Raw genomic sequence first — 15,744 nt, forward strand, 5'->3', positions numbered from 1 at the left:
TGGTGAACAGCGTGTCCGCGCTCAGGAGCGCGGCAACGAGGAGAGTACCAGCCTGGAGTCTGGGACGACTGACACGGCGTAGAAGGCGTCCTTGTACCATGATGCGCAACCATCCGTTGATACCGGGGCGACGCCGTGGAATCAATCCCGCAGGGTTCGTTGCCCGGGCGCTGGACACCAATGCTGCGCGCTGGTACTCGATGACCACCGCAAGGAGTCCGTTCATGGATGACGAGAAGCTGTTGGAGCAGTTGAAGCGACTCGGGGTATGGAGTGGTCATCGGCAGATGACGATGGAAGACCTCGCCAGGATTCAGCCGGGCCTGGGACGGATCATGCCGGAGGTCGGCGACCGGACCTGGAAACTCTACTACGCCGCCCAGGCTGAGAACTGGCCCTTGGCCGCATTTCAGGCGAAAGAGATCAAGGGCTTGATGGAGCTCGGAGCCTTCACCCGCCCGAAACACGAAGAGGCACTCAGCCGCTTCCTGGAGAACAACTGGAAGCCGGTGCAGCACGCCATCGACGAGAAGGACTTTCACGTGTTCGAAGGAGCCTTTCACAAGGCCATCAAAGCCGCCAACGCCTACCACGAACTGAAGGACAAACCCTACCTCGTCTGGAAGCTGCCGGAGAGTCCGCCACCCGATCTCGATCTACGGCCGCGCCGCAAGTCCTGACGACCAACCCACGCCGCCGGCAGATTATTGGATCGCGGAGTTTTGCCATTGCCCTCGCGACCCTCGCGACCTACGTTGACTCGCAACATCGGCTGATATACATGCTGATCGTGAGGAAGAGGATCGCCCGCAGGCCTGCGGGCTTTTTTTGCGCGCGGCGCTGACCAAGCGGTTAAGATCTCATGCACACGCACATTGGACTCGCCTACGCCTTCCAGCTGCTCATCATCATTGGGCTCCTGGTTTCGGTGGCGTTTTATCTTATCGGTTACTTCGAAGCGCGCCGTTTCTTTCGCCAAAGTGTGCGGGCCACCGGGCACAACGGCCGAGGACAAAAGCGTCCGGGAGTCACCATCCTCAAACCACTCAAAGGGTTGGACGTCTATCTCTACGAAAACCTCTCGAGCTTTTGCACCCAGGATTATCCCACCTTGCAGATTGTTTTTGGCGTGGCCGACGGCGACGACCCGGCGGTGCAGGTCGTGCGCCGGCTGCAGGCGGCACATCCGTCGCTCAACATCGATCTGGTGATCGACCGCCGCGTGTACGGCACCAATTACAAGGTCAGCAATCTCTACAACATGTACCGCGTCGCCAAACACGAGGTCATCCTGATCGCGGACAGTGACATTCGGGTCAAACGCGACTACGTACGGCGCATCGTGGCTGGTTTAGCAGACCCGCAAGTCGGCTTGGTGACTTGCTTGTACCGCGCCGTGAACACCGGTGGTCTGCCGACCTTGGTAGAAACGCTCTTCATCAACACCGACTTTGTCCCCATGGTGCTGATGGCGCGAGTGGTGGAAAAGCCCAGCTATGCGTTCGGGGCGACCATGGCGATGCGCCGATCGACCCTCGACGAGATCGGCGGCTTTCTCCCGCTGGCGAGCCACCTGGCCGATGACTACCACCTCGGCAACCGGATCGCCGCACGCGGCTACCGGCTGGCGCTGTCTGATGTGGTGGTGGAAACCGTCCTGGGCGTTGGGAAATGGAAGCGGCTGTTCGACCATCAGTTGCGCTGGGCGCGCACCTATCGGAACTGCCGGCCGGGCGGCTACTTCGGCAGCATCATGACCCACGGCACACTGTGGGCAACCCTCAACCTCATGTACCACCACTTCAGCCCGGGAGCCTGCACGGTGGCTGCGCTTGTGTACGGGCTGCGCATCGCTACCGCGAGCGCGATATGCAACCGCCACCTCGGCGCACCGTTGAATTTCGGCCACGCGCTTCTGGTCCCCGTGAAGGATCTTTTTGTCTCCCTTGTCTGGTTGCTTTGTTTCCTCGGCGACACCGTGCACTGGAGCGGCTTCAAGTTCCGCGTGATGAAGGACGGCCGGATGATCCAGCTGTCACCGCCTGCCACCGTCGAACCCAGCTTGATCGGGTACCCGTCGGTCCAAGAAGAGCAGGACCGGCACCCCGCCCCCCCTCTGACAGCGAGAGATTTGGGGACTAGTCCTCGGTGAGGTCTCCGAGGCGTTTTCCCTTCCGAGCCCGCGCTCTTGCCGCTTCCACGATCTCGCGCGTGACGGGATCCATGCGCGCCATTCCAAGCCGCAGGAGGGACGGCCACAGCAAGCGCAGCATCCTGGCGATGACAAGTTGAGGGTTGCGCCTGGGCACCGTGATTTCGTAACGCCGCTTCTCGATTGCCTCGAAAATGGCCGCCGTCACCATCTCCGGCGGATACTTGCGCCCACCATAGGCGACCGGCTCGTCCTCTTTGAGCCAAATTTCGGTATCGATGGGACCTGGGTTTATGAGCGCCACATGGATATTCGATCCGGCGAGATCGTTCCACAGCCCTTCAGTAAAGCCGCTGACGGCCGCCTTGGACGCCGCGTACACCGCTTCGCTCGGAGGAACCACCTTGGCGACAAAAGACGAGACGTTGACGATCGTGCCCCCACCGTCGCGCAGCATGGAGGGAATGGCGGCCAGCGTCGTCCACAGGCAGGACATGAAATTCACCCGCATGACGTAATCCGCTTCATCCGCCGAGATGTGGTAGATCCGCTTGTGCTTGGGCACGGCAGCGTTGTTGATGAGGATGTCGACCCGGCCGTGCCGGACGGTGGTGTCGTCCACCACGTGTTCGGCGAACGCACGTTCTCCCAGATCTCCGACCAGGTAGGAGGACGCCCGCGAGTGGGGCTGGCACTCCTGCATGAGCCGTTGCAGGCGTTCCTCGCGGCGCGCAACGGCAACCACGGTGGCCCCACGACGTGCAAACGCCTTCGCCGTCACATAACCGATGCCCGACGATGCGCCCGTAACGATGACTATTCGGTTGCGATAGTCCACACGCCCTCTCCCATGTCGGTGGCGAGCCGCTTCATATGGCGCAAGGTGTCACCTGAAGGCAAGCGCCCGGGAGGGCAAGCGATCGGCGGGAAGGGAACGCAGCGGCAGTTACTCGCTACGGTTCACCAGCTGATCGATCAGCGACAGCACCTGAGCCTTATCGGGCGAGGCCGGCAGCACATCCAGCGAACGGCGCGCGCGGGTACCGTACTCGGCCGCCAGGGCGCGCACTTCCGCCAGCACGCCGCTCCGACGGATGCGCTCGAGGATGAACGCCACCTCGCTCTGCGACAGCGACTGGTTCTCAAAAGCCGCCGCCACCTCCCGATCGCGGGCGAGCGCCAGGACGATGGGCAGCGAAGGGTTGCCGTCACGCAAATCGATGCCGATCGGCTTGCCGACACGGGCCTGGTTGCCCTCGACGTCCAGCAGGTCGTCCACCACCTGGAAGGTCATTCCGACGTTGAAGCCACAGTCGGCCATCGCCTCAACCACCGGCTCAGCCGCTGCGGCCAAATAGGCCGCTGTGCGCGCGCCCTGTTGGAAGATGCTTGCCGTCTTTCGGCTGATGATCTCGAGGTAATCTTCGAGGGTGACAGCGGGGTTGTGCCGAAAGCGGCCCTGCATGACCTCGCCTTCGGTCAGGCTCACACAGGCCTCCACGGCCCAGTTGATCAGCTTCTCCTCGAAACGCCCACACAGCTGGAAAGCCCGGCTGAAGATAAAGTCGCCGGCCACCAGGGCGTTGGCGAGCCCGTATTTGCGGAAGGCGGAGTCCTTGCCGCGCCGGACGCCGCTGCCGTCGATGATGTCGTCGTGCAACAGGCTGGCGGAATGGATCAGTTCCAGGGCCGCGGCGACATCGACGATGTCATCGAGCGACTGGCCACCGCAGGCTCGAAAGATGAGTATCGTGACCGCCGGGCGCACGCGTTTGCCGCCCGAGCCGATCAGGTAGGTGGAAATATCGGTCAACAAACTCTCGCGTGACCGCACCTGATCGGCTAATCGCGCTTCAACGAGTTCCAATGCCGCAATCATCGTCGGCTCGGGAGTTTGAAGACGCGCGTGTGCGCGTTGTGTTCCAGTGGTCACACACCGTCCTTCAAAGTAGATTCGCCGCTGCCCAGATAATGTCAAAACCTCGGGCGAGTCAAGGAAGAACCGACCCTTGTTCGCCAGACTCGGCGCCAGAGAAGCGATTGCGCTGCGCTCCGCACGGCGATGAGCGCGTTGCTTTTCCACCGTCGAGTCGTTAGGTTCACCCTAGCTATCAGGGGAAATGCAATTCTCACCTTCAACCGTCAAGCGGCTCGGCAGAGAGAGCATCGAGATCCTTTGGAATGATGGGCACAGGAGCATCTATCAGAACCGGTTTTTGCGCGATCATTGCCCCTGCGCCAGTTGTCGCGAGCGGCCGAGTCATTCGCTGCCGGTTCTCGGCAGCAGCGAGCTGCACCCGCTCCAGATCGGCGTGGTCGGCCGGTACGCGCTCAGCATACAGTGGAGTGACCAGCACGGCAGCGGCATCTACAGCTACGAGACCCTGCGACAGTTATGTCCCTGCGAATCTTGTCAAAATGGCGTCGGCAAACCAAGCGCGGCATGACCACCATCGATGACATCCGCGATCGCCTGACGGAAATCCACCCGCCGGGGTTTCCGCACGACGTCATTGCCGCCGGGATGGTGCGCGGCATCGACAGTCAAGACGGGACGGTGACGATTCAGCTCGAGCCGCCACCCATGCCGCCACCGAGTCTCAACGCCACGGTTGCCGACATCCGCCGGGCGGTGAGAGCGATGGAAGGCGTGAGAGAAGTGACGGTACAAGTCGCCCAAGCGGGCCACGCGGCGGTGCATGCCCATGGCGCAGGCCCAGGCGGCACAGGAGCAAACGCCTCTCAAGCAGGTCCGTTCAACGAAATCGGCCCGCTGCCGGGCATACGAGACATTGTGGCGGTCGCGAGCACGAAAGGCGGCGTCGGCAAGTCGACCGTGGCTGCCAATCTTGCCGTCGCCCTGCAGCGCTTGAATCAGCGCGTTGGTCTCCTCGATGCTGACGTGTACGGGCCCAGCCTACCCATCATGTTCGGCGTCAGCGGCCGGCCACGTGCCTCAGATAACAAGCGCATCCACCCCCTCGAGAAATACGGCGTCAAGCTCATGTCCATCGGCTTCTTCCTCGACGACGAATCACCGGTGATCTGGCGTGGCCCGCTCGTCATGGGCCTGATCCGTCAATTCCTCAAAGATGTGGACTGGGGCGAGCTGGATATTTTAGTGGTAGACCTGCCGCCCGGCACCGGCGACGCGCAACTGACTCTGGTGCAGCAGGTACCGCTGGCTGGCGGCGTCGTCGTGACGACCCCACAAGACGTTGCCACGCTCGATGTGCAACGCGGCATCGCCATGTTTCACCAGGTGAACATCCCGGTTCTCGGCATCGTCGAGAACATGAGCTACTACCAGTGTCCGAAGTGCGGCAAGCGAGAGGACCTGTTTGGCGCCGGCGGCGGCGAGAAAATCGCGGCGCGCTTCGGCGTTCCGCTGTTGGGTCAAATCCCGTTGATCGCCGAGGTGCGAACGGGTGGAGACGCCGGCAAACCCATCGTGGTGGACCGACCGGACCATCCGGTGAGCCAGCTGTTTGTCCATATTGCCGGAAGAGTTCTGGAAGCGGTCGAAGCCGAGCGCCTGGCTACAGCCCCGCCCACGATTATCGGCTAGACCGCGCGGCGCCCCTGTCGCCACCGAGCCTAGGCTGCCCGATCCGTACCCTTTCGACTTTCGATTTTCCATGTGCTAGCGATGGCGGAGTTTTTGGAGGAGGCAAGGATTGTATGTCGACCGTGATCACCGAAGAATGCATCAACTGCGGCGCCTGCGAACCCGAATGCCCGAACACGGCCATTTACGAGGGTGGAGCCGGTTGGGAGATGGATAGCGAGACCCATCCGGCATTGAAGGACGACATCTATTACATCGTCCCTGACAAATGCACGGAGTGCGTCGGCTTCTTTGACGAGGAGCAGTGCAAGGCCGTGTGTCCTGTGGATTGCTGTATCCCCGACCCGAACAACCCGGAAACGGAACAGCAGCTTCTTGAGCGAACGAAGAAGCTGCACCCCGATCGGGAAATCGGCGCCGAGTTTCCCTCACGCTTTCGAAAGTAAACGCGGGCTCCAGCACAGTCGAGCAGGGTCAGATTGCGGCGCCGATAAGCGTCGGATATACGGGGCATTGCCCCTGGCGTGTCAGGTGAACTACCACACATCAACATTCGAACAGGCGTTCGCCCTGGCCCTCTTGGCTCTCATCCTGGCCACTGCCATTGTAAGCATCCGTGGTTACCTGCGCCGCCCGCACGACCTCACCGGAGCCGGCGGCTCGATCGTTTTGAGCCCGGGAATTCGCGGCTGGTATCTCGAGAATCTGCAGCCGTTCGAGGAATTATGCGTGCGCTGGGGAGTCCTCCCGGCTCATTTGTCGTACGCTCAGCTGGCCGGCAGCGTCCTTGTCACTCTGTGTTACGCTGCCGGACTGGTCTTCACCGCCGGTTGGCTGCTGCTCTGGACGGGGACGCTGGATATCATCGATGGTCGGGTAGCGCGGCGCACCAGCGGCGGCAGTGCCCAGGGCGCCTTTCTGGATTCGGTCGTTGATCGCTACGCCGATTCGCTGGCCTATCTCGGCCTGGTGATTTTCTTCCGCGAATCCTGGGTGCTGTGGGCCGTGCTTTTCGCCTTATTGGGCGGATTGATCGTGAGTTACGTACGCGCCCGGGCCGAGGGACTGGGCGCGCAATGTAAGGTGGGCTTGCTGCAGCGGCCCGAACGCTACGTCATTCTCGGCTTCGGGTCGATCTTCGGCTCGCTGATCGAGCACATTACCGGGTCGTGGCTGTCGGCTCCTCATTACTGGCTGGTCATCCTGACGATTCTGGTCCTTGCGGTCCTGAGCAATCTGACTGCCATCCAGAGAGCCGTCTATGTCTGGCGAACGCTAGGAGAGCAGTCCCGTGCCTGACACCCGGCCGGCGGCGATCGCCGGGAAGGTCGCACGTGGCGTGGGCCTGTTCACGGCGATGGCGGGCAGCGGAATCATTTTGGAAAGTACCGCCTTCTGGGTCGGGGCGGTGATCACGCTGGTTGGCATGGCGGCATTCGTGTGGGGACTGGCGGAAACGCGGCTGCAGGAGCCCGTGACCATAGGCGAGCAGAAGAGCCCTCCGGCTGCGACTGCCCGGCCGACGGAAGGCAACCCGTGAGCCGGACCGTACGGATCATCCTCAGCATCGCCGTCTCGGCGGTGTTTCTCTACTTTGCCGTGCGTGGCGTTGACTGGGCGAAAACCGGCGCGGCATTGACCACGGCACAGTACTGGTACGTGTTGCCGATGCTCGGGATCACGGTGTGGTCGCTGTACATCCGCGCGCAGCGCTGGCGGATTCTGCTCCGCCCGGTAGGCACACCATCCATGCGGACGCTGGTCGCGGCGACCAATATCGGCTTCATGGCCAATATGGTGTTGCCGCTGCGCATGGGCGAGGTGATCCGTCCACTGTTGGTGAGCCGCAAGGAGCACGAACCCCTCAGCGGCATTCTCGCGACCGTCGTGCTCGAACGGATCTTCGACATGTTCACCATTCTGTTCCTGTTCGGGATCTCGGCCTCGGCCGTGGCCGTGTCGGACGACGTCCGTCAATGGGGGTATCGGCTCTTCGGGCTCGCCATGATCGTCGGCGGAAGCGTCGCGCTGGTGCGCTGGCAAGAGGCCCTGGCGCTCCGCTTGCTCCGCTTGGTGTTGCGGCCGCTACCGCATCGACTGGCCGACCCAGTTGATCATTTCTTTCGCGGCTTCGTGCAAGCCCTCGAGATCCTGGACAGCCCGTGGACGTTTCTCCAACTCCTGGGATGGTCGCTGTATCTCTGGGTCGTCATCGCCCTCATTTACCTCTGTGGTCTGCTGGCGTTCCAGTTGCGGGCACCGCTCATTCTCGGGCCGGTCGTGATAACCGCCGTCACCGCCATCGCGGTTTCCGCGCCGTCGGCACCGGGCTACATTGGGGCATTCCAAGTGGGATGCACGCTGGCACTGGCGATCTTCGGTATTTCAAAAAGCGACGCCTTCGCATACTCGATCGTCCTCCATGTCACTCAGTTTGTCGGCGTCATCGGGGCTGGGCTATACTCGCTGGCGCGGGAAGGCATGACCATGCGGCAACTCGAGGAGGTTTCCGAGGCGGATGGGGCAGCGGCTTGACGGCAAGACCGTCGTCCTGGCACTGACCGGCGGCATCGCCTGCTACAAGGCCGCCGAACTGGTGCGGGCGCTCACCCGGGACGGCGCCACGGTCCGCGTGATGATGAGTGCGGGCGCCGAGCAGTTCATCACGCCACTGACGCTACAGACCCTTTCGGGAAATCCCGTCGCCACCAGCACCTTCGATCTCACCCAGGAATCCGAGATCGGCCACATCCGCCTTGCCGATGCCGCCGATGTCATCGTGATTGCACCGGCAACGGCCAACATCATCGGTAAAATTGCCGCGGGGATCGCCGATGATCTGATCACCACCGTTCTGCTCGCGACCCGGGCCCCGGTGGTACTGGCGCCGGCCATGAACGTGCATATGTACGAGAACCGGATCGTCCAGGCCAATCTGGAGCGGCTGCGCCAGTATGGATTTCGCATCGCCGAGCCCGGCGAGGGCTTTCTAGCGTGCGGCTACGAGGGCAAGGGCCGGCTCGCGGATATCGAGGTCCTGCTGGCCGAGGTCGGGCGGGCCCTCAGCCCGCACAACCTTGCCGGCGAGCACGTGTTGATCACCGCAGGGCCAAACCGTGAGCCCCTCGATCCGGTGCGTTTCATCTCCAATCGCTCTACCGGCAAGATGGGTTTTGCGCTCGCCGCGGCGGCCTGGCGTCGTGGTGCCGAGGTCAACCTGATCGCGGGGCCGACAACATTGCCGACCCCGCACGGCGTCCGCCGCTGCGACGTCAGCACAGCCGAGCAGATGCGCCAGGCAGTCATGTCCGCGTACGAACCCGCCACGATCGTCCTCATGGCGGCGGCGGTTGCGGATTACCGGCCGGCGCGTGTGGCCAAGGAAAAGGTGAAGAAAGGGAGCGGCGGGATGGTGCTGGAACTCGAACGCACCACCGACATTCTCGCGGAGTTGGCGCCGCGCAAGGGGCCACGCATCCTGGTGGGTTTCGCCGCCGAAACCGAGCAGGTCACGACCAACGCCGAACGCAAGCTGGTGGAAAAGAACCTCGATCTCATCGTCGCCAATGATGTTGCCGGCAAGGACACGGGGTTCGAGGTCGACACCAACGCCGTCACCATCATCGATCGCAACGGCCATCAGAAATCCGTCCCACTGATGAGCAAGGACGAAGTCGCAGATCATATTCTCGACTGTGTTCTCGCCCTCAAGCAGCAACGTTCGACTGGTACGCTTGCTTCTGGCAGCCACCGAACCTGAATCCCAACCCCAAGCCGGCCCCAGACGTCACGGGCGGATCGCGGTTTCGTCAGGGCCATGGGAACCTCGAAGACATCTGCCCCGGTGTCACTTGACTCCCGAGACGTGGAGAAGCGGGGGCTGGTCAAGAGCAGGCAGCTCACGCCGCTCATTGAGCGCATCGATCTCGCGCTGCAGGGGCTCGGTGATCCGGTCTTGCCGGTCTAACGCTTTGAGCACCCGGCGGACCTCCTTGGCCAGGTTGATGGCGTTCAGCCCGGTGGGGTCTGCGGCTTGGCAGTCCGCGTGTTTGCCATGCTCCAGCACGTCGATGATGCTGGCATGACAGGCCGCGTTATACCGCGCCACCAGCTCCGGCGGCAGCAGGTGGCGCGAGTGGAGGCTCAGGCGCCGCATGACACGGTGCCACTGCTCCAGATCGTGCACGGCGATGAACGAGTCGAAGATCCGTTTGTTTGTCCGGAACGAGAACAGGGTCCTGGAGACCACATTTTCCACCAAGGTATCGCAGTGGGGAAAGCGGTGGGCCCGCAGCTCCCGGATGATGGTTCGACCGACCGAGCGCTGCAACGCGTCGAAGCGGGCCTCCCAATAGATATGGCGCAAGGTGCGGGCGCGGAAGCTCACGATGAGTTGCGTCGGAACGAAGTGGTTGTGCGAGTACACATCGCCGGCCAAATGGGTCAGGTATCCGTAGGAGAAGGCGCGCTGCGCACCGGTCTCGGCCCGCTGCAGCATCGCCCAGCCGACTTCCCACGAATGGCAGTGCGCCTGCTCGGCACGCGTGTACTTCTTGGCCACCGTAATGTCGGCACCGACACACCCATAGAGGTATTCGAGCCGGTGGCGGCGGAGCAATTGTTGAAGGGACAGACCCAGGATGGTAAGGTTCTCCAACACTTCTGACCCGTGGGCCAAGTGGGTGATCGGCCCCCACGCCCACGCATGAGCCGGAGCAAAGATCACGAAGAGAAACGCCGTAACCACGAAACACACCATTATATGAATCGTACTCCCGCCACTGCGACTCCTCAAGCAACCTTGCGAAAGCTGGTCGAAGAGGTACGCGCCTACATCGAGTACCAGCAGTCCACCGGGGTCGAAGCATTTCCGCGGGCCGCGCCGGACGCGGACAGAACCGTAGGGCAGGCTGTGCCTGCCACGCCACGCGGGGGGCCGAACTGGCAGACGCAAGAACCGGCAGGCACAGCCTGCCCTACGCCATCAAAGAACATTTCCGTTCACCCTGAGCTTGTCGAAGGGTCTGTCTCGACCAGAGTCACCGCTGCCTCTGGTGATCTTTTCGTGCCCGCCGGCGTCCAGCGCGCGCAGACTCTGGAGGAGTTGCGGGCGGAGATCGGTGATTGCCGCCGGTGCAAACTGTGTACGGGCCGGACCCATCTCGTCTTCGGGGTCGGAGACCCGCACGCCCGACTGATGTTCGTCGGCGAAGGTCCGGGGCGGGACGAAGACCTGCGGGGGGAACCGTTCGTCGGTCGTGCCGGCCAATTGCTCACCGAGATCATCACCAAGGGGATGAAACTCCGGCGCGAAGACGTGTACATCGCCAATGTCATCAAGTGCCGCCCGCCCGAGAATCGCAATCCCGAGCCCGATGAGATCGCCGCGTGCCAGCCATTCTTGCTGCGGCAGGTCGAAATCGTGCAGCCGAAGGTACTGGTGGCGCTCGGTACGTTCGCCGCTCAGACATTGCTGGGGCTGCGCGTGCCCATCTCGCGTTTACGTGGACACTGGCACAATTACCACGGCATCAAGCTCATGCCGACGTTGCATCCCGCCTATCTATTGCGCAACCCCAGCGACAAGAAGCTGGTGTGGGCGGACATCAAGATGGTGCTGAGCGAATTGGAGAACTACGCGTGACCCTGCCCTATCGCGTATGGCGTATGGCATATCGCCTATGGGTTTCTGACCATCTGCCATCTGCCATCTGCCATCTGCGCGCGGTCATCGTGCTCGTCCTCTTCGGCCAGGTACTTTTCAGCCGCGGCGCGCAAGCCAGCGCGCAGGTGGACCTGATCGTGATCGATGCCGGGATCAATCCGGCCACGGCGGACTTCATTCACGAGTCGATCGTTGCCGCGGAAGCTGATGCTGCAGGCGCCCTCATCATCCAACTGGATACCCCGGGCGGATTGCTGGAATCGACCAAGTCGATCGTCAAGGACCTCCTCGGCGCACCGCTTCCGGTAGTCGTCTACATCGCACCGAGTGGCGCGGGTGCAGCCTCGGCGGGCGTGTTTGTCACCCTGGCGGCCAGCCTGGCGGCAATGGCACCGGGGACAACCATCGGCGCCGCACATCCTGTCGGCGGGCTAGGCGAGAACGTCGGCGGCGACATGCGGGAAAAGGTCGAGAACTTCGCCGCCTCGTTGAGCAAGACCATCGCCCAGGAACGCGGCCGCAATGTCGAGTGGGCCGAGCAGGCCGTACGCCAGAGCGCGTCGATCACCGCGCAGGAGGCGCTGAAGCTACACGTGATCGATCTCATCGCTCCCAGTCTGGAGGACCTGCTGCGCCAGGCAACCGGCAGGGAGGTCACGGTCCATGGCCACAAAGTGAAGCTGGATCTGGCCGGTGCCGACATCGTCCGCCGCGACATGCGCCTGAAGCAGAAGGTCCTGAACATCCTCTCCAATCCCAACGTCGCCTACCTCCTGGTGATGGCGGGAATCCTGGGCTTGTACGTCGAGTTCACTCACCCAGGGGTGTTCTTCCCGGGCGTCGCCGGGGCAATCTGCCTGCTGCTGGGCATGACGGCGCTCCAGGTGCTGCCGATCAACTACAGCGGCCTGACGCTCATCGTGCTCGGCATCGGCTTGCTGGTCAGTGAACTGTTTGTGCCCAGTTTTGGCATCCTCGGCGTTGGTGGTATTGTCGCCTTCGTGTTGGGATCGCTGTTACTTTTCGACACGCCTGAGTCCACCCTCATGCTAGATCCGAACATCGTGTACGCCGCAGCCGCCACCTTCGGCGCCTTCACCCTCTGGGTGAGCTTCCTGGTCGTACGCTCGCAACGCCGCAAGCCGTCACTGGGAAGCGACGGACTCATCGGCGAGGTCGGCGAGATACGGGAGCGGGTCGATGGGCATGGCGGAAAGATTTTCGTTCATGGCGAATATTGGCATGCAGCATCAGACGAACCCATCGAGGTTGGGGAACAGGCCGAAGTCATCCACCTGAACGGGATGCGCTTGACGGTCCGGCGTGTGTCAGACGAAGCAGGAGAGACCGCTCCGCGTAACCGCGAGTGAGGGCGGACAGAGGGAGGGGGCAATGTTTGGTCCAGCAGCGACAGTCTTCATCGTGCTCGTGTTCTTCGTCATCAGCGGCGTGAAAATCCTCAAGGAGTACGAGCGCGGAGTGATCTTCCGGCTCGGCCGGTTGGTAGCGGCGCGTGGTCCGGGCATCATCTACGTCCTGCCGCTCGTCGAACGCATGCAACGCATCGAGCTGCGAACCATCACGATGGAGGTCCCGCCACAGGACGTCATCACCAAGGACAACGTTTCGGTCAAGGTGAGCGCCGTGCTGTATTTTCGCGTCGTCGACGCCAACAAGGCGGTGGTCGAGGTGGCTGACTATCTCTTTGCCACTTCGCAGTTGGCACAAACGACGCTGCGCAGCGTCTGTGGCCAAGCCGAGTTGGACGAGCTGCTGGCGGAACGTGAGAAGATCAACTCGCATCTGCAGGAGATCCTCGACTCGCAAACCGGTCCGTGGGGAATCAAAGTGGTGACCGTTGAGGTCAAACAGATCGACCTGCCGCAGGAGATGCAGCGCGCGATCGCGCGCCAAGCCGAAGCCGAGCGGGAACGGCGCGCCAAGGTGATCAATGCCGAGGGTGAGTTCCAGGCGGCGCAGAAGCTGGCGGACGCGGCGGCGTTGATCGGCCAACATCCGATGGCCCTGCAGCTCCGCTTTTTGCAAACGCTCACGGAAGTCGCGTCGGAAAACAACTCGACCACCATCTTTCCACTGCCGATCGACTTGATTTCCCCGTTCTTGAAGCGCCCGGCGAAGTCGTAGAGACGATTGCGGGCCTAGGCCTAGGCCCGCAGCAGGCAAGAATCCAGACCCGTACGGCAACGTGTTCCGATAATGCTTCCGAACTCGGGAAGGACAGCCATGAAGAAGATTCTGATCGGCATCGTTGTGGCGATTTTCGCCCTTGCTAATCGCGCCTTCGCGGGGACTCTGTTTGGCGAATTGAGCAACTTCGATGCGGTCAACGATACGCCCTCTCCATGCAACGGCCTTGAGATCGAGTTAGATGACATCCAATCCCAAGATGTCACTTACACTTTTCAGTACCAGCGTTACGGGACCCCGAAGATTACCGAGGATACATTTCTGGTGAACGGGGTGTCACACCCAAGAACGTTTGTGCGCTGGATGAGTCCCTATGATCAGCAGAATCACGTTTTCACGCAAGCGACGCCCGTTGCTCCATTGGGGTTCAAGAACACGGGCGGCCACCTGTGCTATAAGGACATGACGGTCAATGGCCAGCCCTATGATACCGCCGGTTGCGAGCACGTCGGGGTCGGCACGCTAAAGAATCCATCCAGTACGGTGTACCGCTGGATGAAGGAAGACCCGACAACTCCCGGCAGTCTGATCGCCCAGGGCGCCCCCGTCACCATTCCGGCTCCAGTCTGGACAACCTCAGGCGGCAACGTCGTGGTCGCGGTCATCCCCGTTCCACCACCACCTGCCGTCGTTCCCGTCCCCTTTCTGCCGAATGCGGAGTTCGGTATCGCTGTGTGGGCCAGGGTCTTCGAAACGGAATCGCCAAGCCAAGCAGACTTGCATCACCTCGTGTCCGATGATCCTGCTGTTCCCGGCAACCTAGCCGGCGCACCAAGCCCGAACCCCGTTGTCACTGAAATCGAGTGGCAGATCTTGCAGACGGATACGATGAATCCCTCGGTTAATGAGCTCACGTCTGAAAGGCAGATGGGCAGCGGCAACGAGTCCGTGACGCGCCGCTATGAGTTCTACAAGTATGTTGGTCCCTACGATATCAATAGCGCCGACGGCCCGAACACGGGAACCAACGAAGCACTTTGCACCAGTGTTGGTCCGGACGGCGTGAAGGGTGGTGTCGGTTCCACGGCCACCACCTACGATGCAAACGGCAATGTGCTCAACATAGATTGTAGCGCCACAGTTGTCGTCGGTCCCTACATCGGCGCCCAAAATGCCGCTGCCAATGTGGCTATGCGACTGTCTGCCAACGGTGCGAATCTAGCCGATGGTGAAGTGGGGGTTCGGTATCCGGATCGCCCGCTCATCTTCGGTCGCAGTGGGGGTCCATTTAGTATTGCCTTCTCGGGAGGCACGCTCCCCGCTGCGAATGCCGGCAATGAATTCACTCTCGATCAAACTACGGGTGTACTCAAAGGTGGTATTCCGAACGGACCGGGCACTTCGACGTTCACCGTTCATGCGACCGATTTGGTTGAGCCATCGCAGCCGCCAGTGGATGCCACATTCAACATTATCGTTGTTGATGCGGTCACGGTCGACACCATCGTCATCCCAGCCGGCGCCGAGAACGTGCAGACAACCGTGAATCTCACGGCCTCAGGTGGCGAAACCCCATTCAAGTGGGGCGCGGTGTCCGCCAGTGCTGGTCTACAAGCTTCCGTGTTTGGAAATACATTGTCGCTAACCGCAACGAGCCCCGGTGTATTCGATGTGCAGGTCACGGTGGACGATAGTTTGGGCGGCACGGATACGAAGACCTTGACTTACACTGTTACTGCTCCTGGTCTGCCAACGTCCACGCCGACGGACACTGCCACGTCAACGCCGACGCACACGCCCATTACGCCGGAAGGCACGCCAACTCAGATCCCGACGCACACGCCGACGCACACGCCAACCACGGCACCCACGCCGACGCAGACGGCGATCACGGCGGCCTCATCGACCCCGACGATTGTACCTTCCGCGACGCAGACGCCAGTCGGTAGCACGTCGGCTACTATGAGCGACGAAGACGGTTGCCAGATCGGCGCGACTGGTGGCCACAGCGGGGCCTGGCTCCTCCTGATGCCCGCCATCGGCTTGCTGGCGATGCCGCGCCGGCATCACTAGGCCTGCGCCGTTGATGCCGTCACGGCTGCTGCAGAGGCTGACCCCGCTGCTCCAGAGCCCGGCGCTGCGTTTCTGCGCCTCCGTGCCTCTGCGTTGAGGAATGTTCCCTATTGGGGTTAGATTCAGCCGATGCGCACC

At 62.0% G+C, this 15,744-nt stretch carries 17 protein-coding genes; 13 read left to right on the forward strand and 4 right to left on the reverse strand.

Features of this window, described 5'->3' with window-relative positions; all coding sequences use genetic code 11:
* The coding region (locus VF515_19130) for a hypothetical protein (GenBank protein ID HEX7409748.1) at positions 1 to 226 on the reverse strand (226 nt) is incomplete at its 3' end.
* Here VF515_19130 and VF515_19135 point away from each other — a divergent pair.
* Together VF515_19135 and hpnI are read left to right on the forward strand one after the other, a co-directional pair.
* Positions 225 to 680: a hypothetical protein gene (locus tag VF515_19135; protein HEX7409749.1), complete on the forward strand. Its 456-nt coding sequence runs from the start codon at positions 225 to 227 to the stop codon at positions 678 to 680. The two genes, VF515_19130 and VF515_19135, sit on opposite strands and share 2 nt — an antisense overlap.
* A 182-nt stretch (positions 681 to 862) precedes the next feature.
* A complete protein-coding gene (hpnI, locus tag VF515_19140; protein ID HEX7409750.1) occupies positions 863 to 2,152 on the forward strand; it encodes a bacteriohopanetetrol glucosamine biosynthesis glycosyltransferase HpnI in 1,290 nt (429 codons plus the stop codon).
* Here hpnI and VF515_19145 read toward each other — a convergent pair.
* A complete protein-coding gene (locus VF515_19145) occupies positions 2,139 to 2,990 on the reverse strand; it encodes an SDR family NAD(P)-dependent oxidoreductase (GenBank protein ID HEX7409751.1) in 852 nt (283 codons plus the stop codon). The genes hpnI and VF515_19145 overlap by 14 nt on opposite strands.
* Before the next feature lie 108 nt (positions 2,991 to 3,098).
* The gene (locus VF515_19150; GenBank protein ID HEX7409752.1) at positions 3,099 to 4,085 is read right to left on the reverse strand and encodes a polyprenyl synthetase family protein; all 987 of its coding nucleotides are present in this window, start codon (positions 4,083 to 4,085) and stop codon (positions 3,099 to 3,101) included.
* A gap of 187 nt (positions 4,086 to 4,272) precedes the next feature.
* On the opposite strand from VF515_19150, the gene VF515_19155 reads away from it, so the two are divergent.
* The 7 genes from VF515_19155 to coaBC all read left to right on the forward strand — a co-directional run bounded on the left by VF515_19155 (position 4,273) and on the right by coaBC (position 9,480).
* On the forward strand, positions 4,273 to 4,599 hold the full coding sequence (locus tag VF515_19155; GenBank protein ID HEX7409753.1) for a DUF971 domain-containing protein: 327 nt from the start codon (positions 4,273 to 4,275) through the stop codon (positions 4,597 to 4,599).
* Positions 4,596 to 5,720, forward strand: coding sequence for an Mrp/NBP35 family ATP-binding protein (locus VF515_19160; GenBank protein HEX7409754.1), 1,125 nt, complete (start codon positions 4,596 to 4,598; stop codon positions 5,718 to 5,720). The genes VF515_19155 and VF515_19160 overlap by 4 nt, the downstream gene beginning before the upstream one ends.
* 113 nt (positions 5,721 to 5,833) lie before the next feature.
* Entirely contained in the window at positions 5,834 to 6,166 is a 333-nt protein-coding gene (locus VF515_19165; protein HEX7409755.1) for a YfhL family 4Fe-4S dicluster ferredoxin, read from the forward strand.
* Positions 6,167 to 6,233: 67 nt separating this feature from the next.
* Positions 6,234 to 7,019 carry a CDP-alcohol phosphatidyltransferase family protein gene (locus VF515_19170; GenBank protein ID HEX7409756.1) on the forward strand — a complete coding sequence of 262 codons (786 nt, stop codon included), beginning with the start codon at positions 6,234 to 6,236 and terminating at the stop codon, positions 7,017 to 7,019.
* Positions 7,012 to 7,260 carry a hypothetical protein gene (locus VF515_19175; GenBank protein ID HEX7409757.1) on the forward strand — a complete coding sequence of 83 codons (249 nt, stop codon included), beginning with the start codon at positions 7,012 to 7,014 and terminating at the stop codon, positions 7,258 to 7,260. Before VF515_19170 ends, VF515_19175 begins: the two co-directional genes overlap by 8 nt.
* Positions 7,257 to 8,255, forward strand: coding sequence for a lysylphosphatidylglycerol synthase transmembrane domain-containing protein (locus VF515_19180; GenBank protein ID HEX7409758.1), 999 nt, complete (start codon positions 7,257 to 7,259; stop codon positions 8,253 to 8,255). The genes VF515_19175 and VF515_19180 overlap by 4 nt, the downstream gene beginning before the upstream one ends.
* Entirely contained in the window at positions 8,239 to 9,480 is a 1,242-nt protein-coding gene (coaBC, locus tag VF515_19185; protein ID HEX7409759.1) for a bifunctional phosphopantothenoylcysteine decarboxylase/phosphopantothenate--cysteine ligase CoaBC, read from the forward strand. Before VF515_19180 ends, coaBC begins: the two co-directional genes overlap by 17 nt.
* Before the next feature lie 87 nt (positions 9,481 to 9,567).
* Here the strand turns inward: coaBC and VF515_19190 are convergent, their stop codons facing one another.
* Complete coding sequence (locus tag VF515_19190; GenBank protein ID HEX7409760.1) at positions 9,568 to 10,479, reverse strand: zinc dependent phospholipase C family protein; 912 nt, start codon at positions 10,477 to 10,479, stop codon at positions 9,568 to 9,570.
* A gap of 3 nt (positions 10,480 to 10,482) precedes the next feature.
* Here VF515_19190 and VF515_19195 point away from each other — a divergent pair, with 3 nt between their 5' ends.
* The 4 genes from VF515_19195 to VF515_19210 all read left to right on the forward strand — a co-directional run bounded on the left by VF515_19195 (position 10,483) and on the right by VF515_19210 (position 15,606).
* On the forward strand, positions 10,483 to 11,364 hold the full coding sequence (locus VF515_19195) for a uracil-DNA glycosylase (GenBank protein ID HEX7409761.1): 882 nt from the start codon (positions 10,483 to 10,485) through the stop codon (positions 11,362 to 11,364).
* A 23-nt stretch (positions 11,365 to 11,387) separates the two neighbouring features.
* On the forward strand, positions 11,388 to 12,755 hold the full coding sequence (locus tag VF515_19200; GenBank protein HEX7409762.1) for a nodulation protein NfeD: 1,368 nt from the start codon (positions 11,388 to 11,390) through the stop codon (positions 12,753 to 12,755).
* Between the two features lie 22 nt (positions 12,756 to 12,777).
* Positions 12,778 to 13,530 (forward strand): slipin family protein, encoded by a 753-nt coding sequence (locus VF515_19205; GenBank protein ID HEX7409763.1) that lies wholly within the window; start codon positions 12,778 to 12,780, stop codon positions 13,528 to 13,530.
* 99 nt (positions 13,531 to 13,629) lie between these two features.
* Entirely contained in the window at positions 13,630 to 15,606 is a 1,977-nt protein-coding gene (locus tag VF515_19210) for a hypothetical protein (protein ID HEX7409764.1), read from the forward strand.
* Positions 15,607 to 15,744: the final 138 nt, after the last annotated feature.

It is taken from the genome of Candidatus Binatia bacterium (assembly GCA_036382395.1).
Lineage (GTDB): Bacteria > Desulfobacterota > Binatia > HRBIN30 > HRBIN30 > JAGDMS01.

What these genes read in the sequence shown, in the direction of transcription:
- VF515_19210 (HEX7409764.1), top strand. Translation starts at nt 13,630, where the DNA reads ATGAAGAAGATTCTGATCGGCATCGTTGTGGCGATTTTCGCCCTTGCT.
- VF515_19195 (HEX7409761.1), top strand. Translation starts at nt 10,483, where the DNA reads ATGAATCGTACTCCCGCCACTGCGACTCCTCAAGCAACCTTGCGAAAG.
- VF515_19160 (HEX7409754.1), top strand. Translation starts at nt 4,596, where the DNA reads ATGACCACCATCGATGACATCCGCGATCGCCTGACGGAAATCCACCCG.
- coaBC (HEX7409759.1), top strand. Translation starts at nt 8,239, where the DNA reads ATGGGGCAGCGGCTTGACGGCAAGACCGTCGTCCTGGCACTGACCGGC.
- VF515_19165 (HEX7409755.1), top strand. Translation starts at nt 5,834, where the DNA reads ATGTCGACCGTGATCACCGAAGAATGCATCAACTGCGGCGCCTGCGAA.
- hpnI (HEX7409750.1), top strand. Translation starts at nt 863, where the DNA reads ATGCACACGCACATTGGACTCGCCTACGCCTTCCAGCTGCTCATCATC.
- VF515_19205 (HEX7409763.1), top strand. Translation starts at nt 12,778, where the DNA reads ATGTTTGGTCCAGCAGCGACAGTCTTCATCGTGCTCGTGTTCTTCGTC.
- VF515_19155 (HEX7409753.1), top strand. Translation starts at nt 4,273, where the DNA reads ATGCAATTCTCACCTTCAACCGTCAAGCGGCTCGGCAGAGAGAGCATC.
- VF515_19200 (HEX7409762.1), top strand. Translation starts at nt 11,388, where the DNA reads ATGGCATATCGCCTATGGGTTTCTGACCATCTGCCATCTGCCATCTGC.
- VF515_19135 (HEX7409749.1), top strand. Translation starts at nt 225, where the DNA reads ATGGATGACGAGAAGCTGTTGGAGCAGTTGAAGCGACTCGGGGTATGG.
- VF515_19190 (HEX7409760.1), bottom strand. Translation starts at nt 10,479, where the DNA reads ATGGTGTGTTTCGTGGTTACGGCGTTTCTCTTCGTGATCTTTGCTCCG.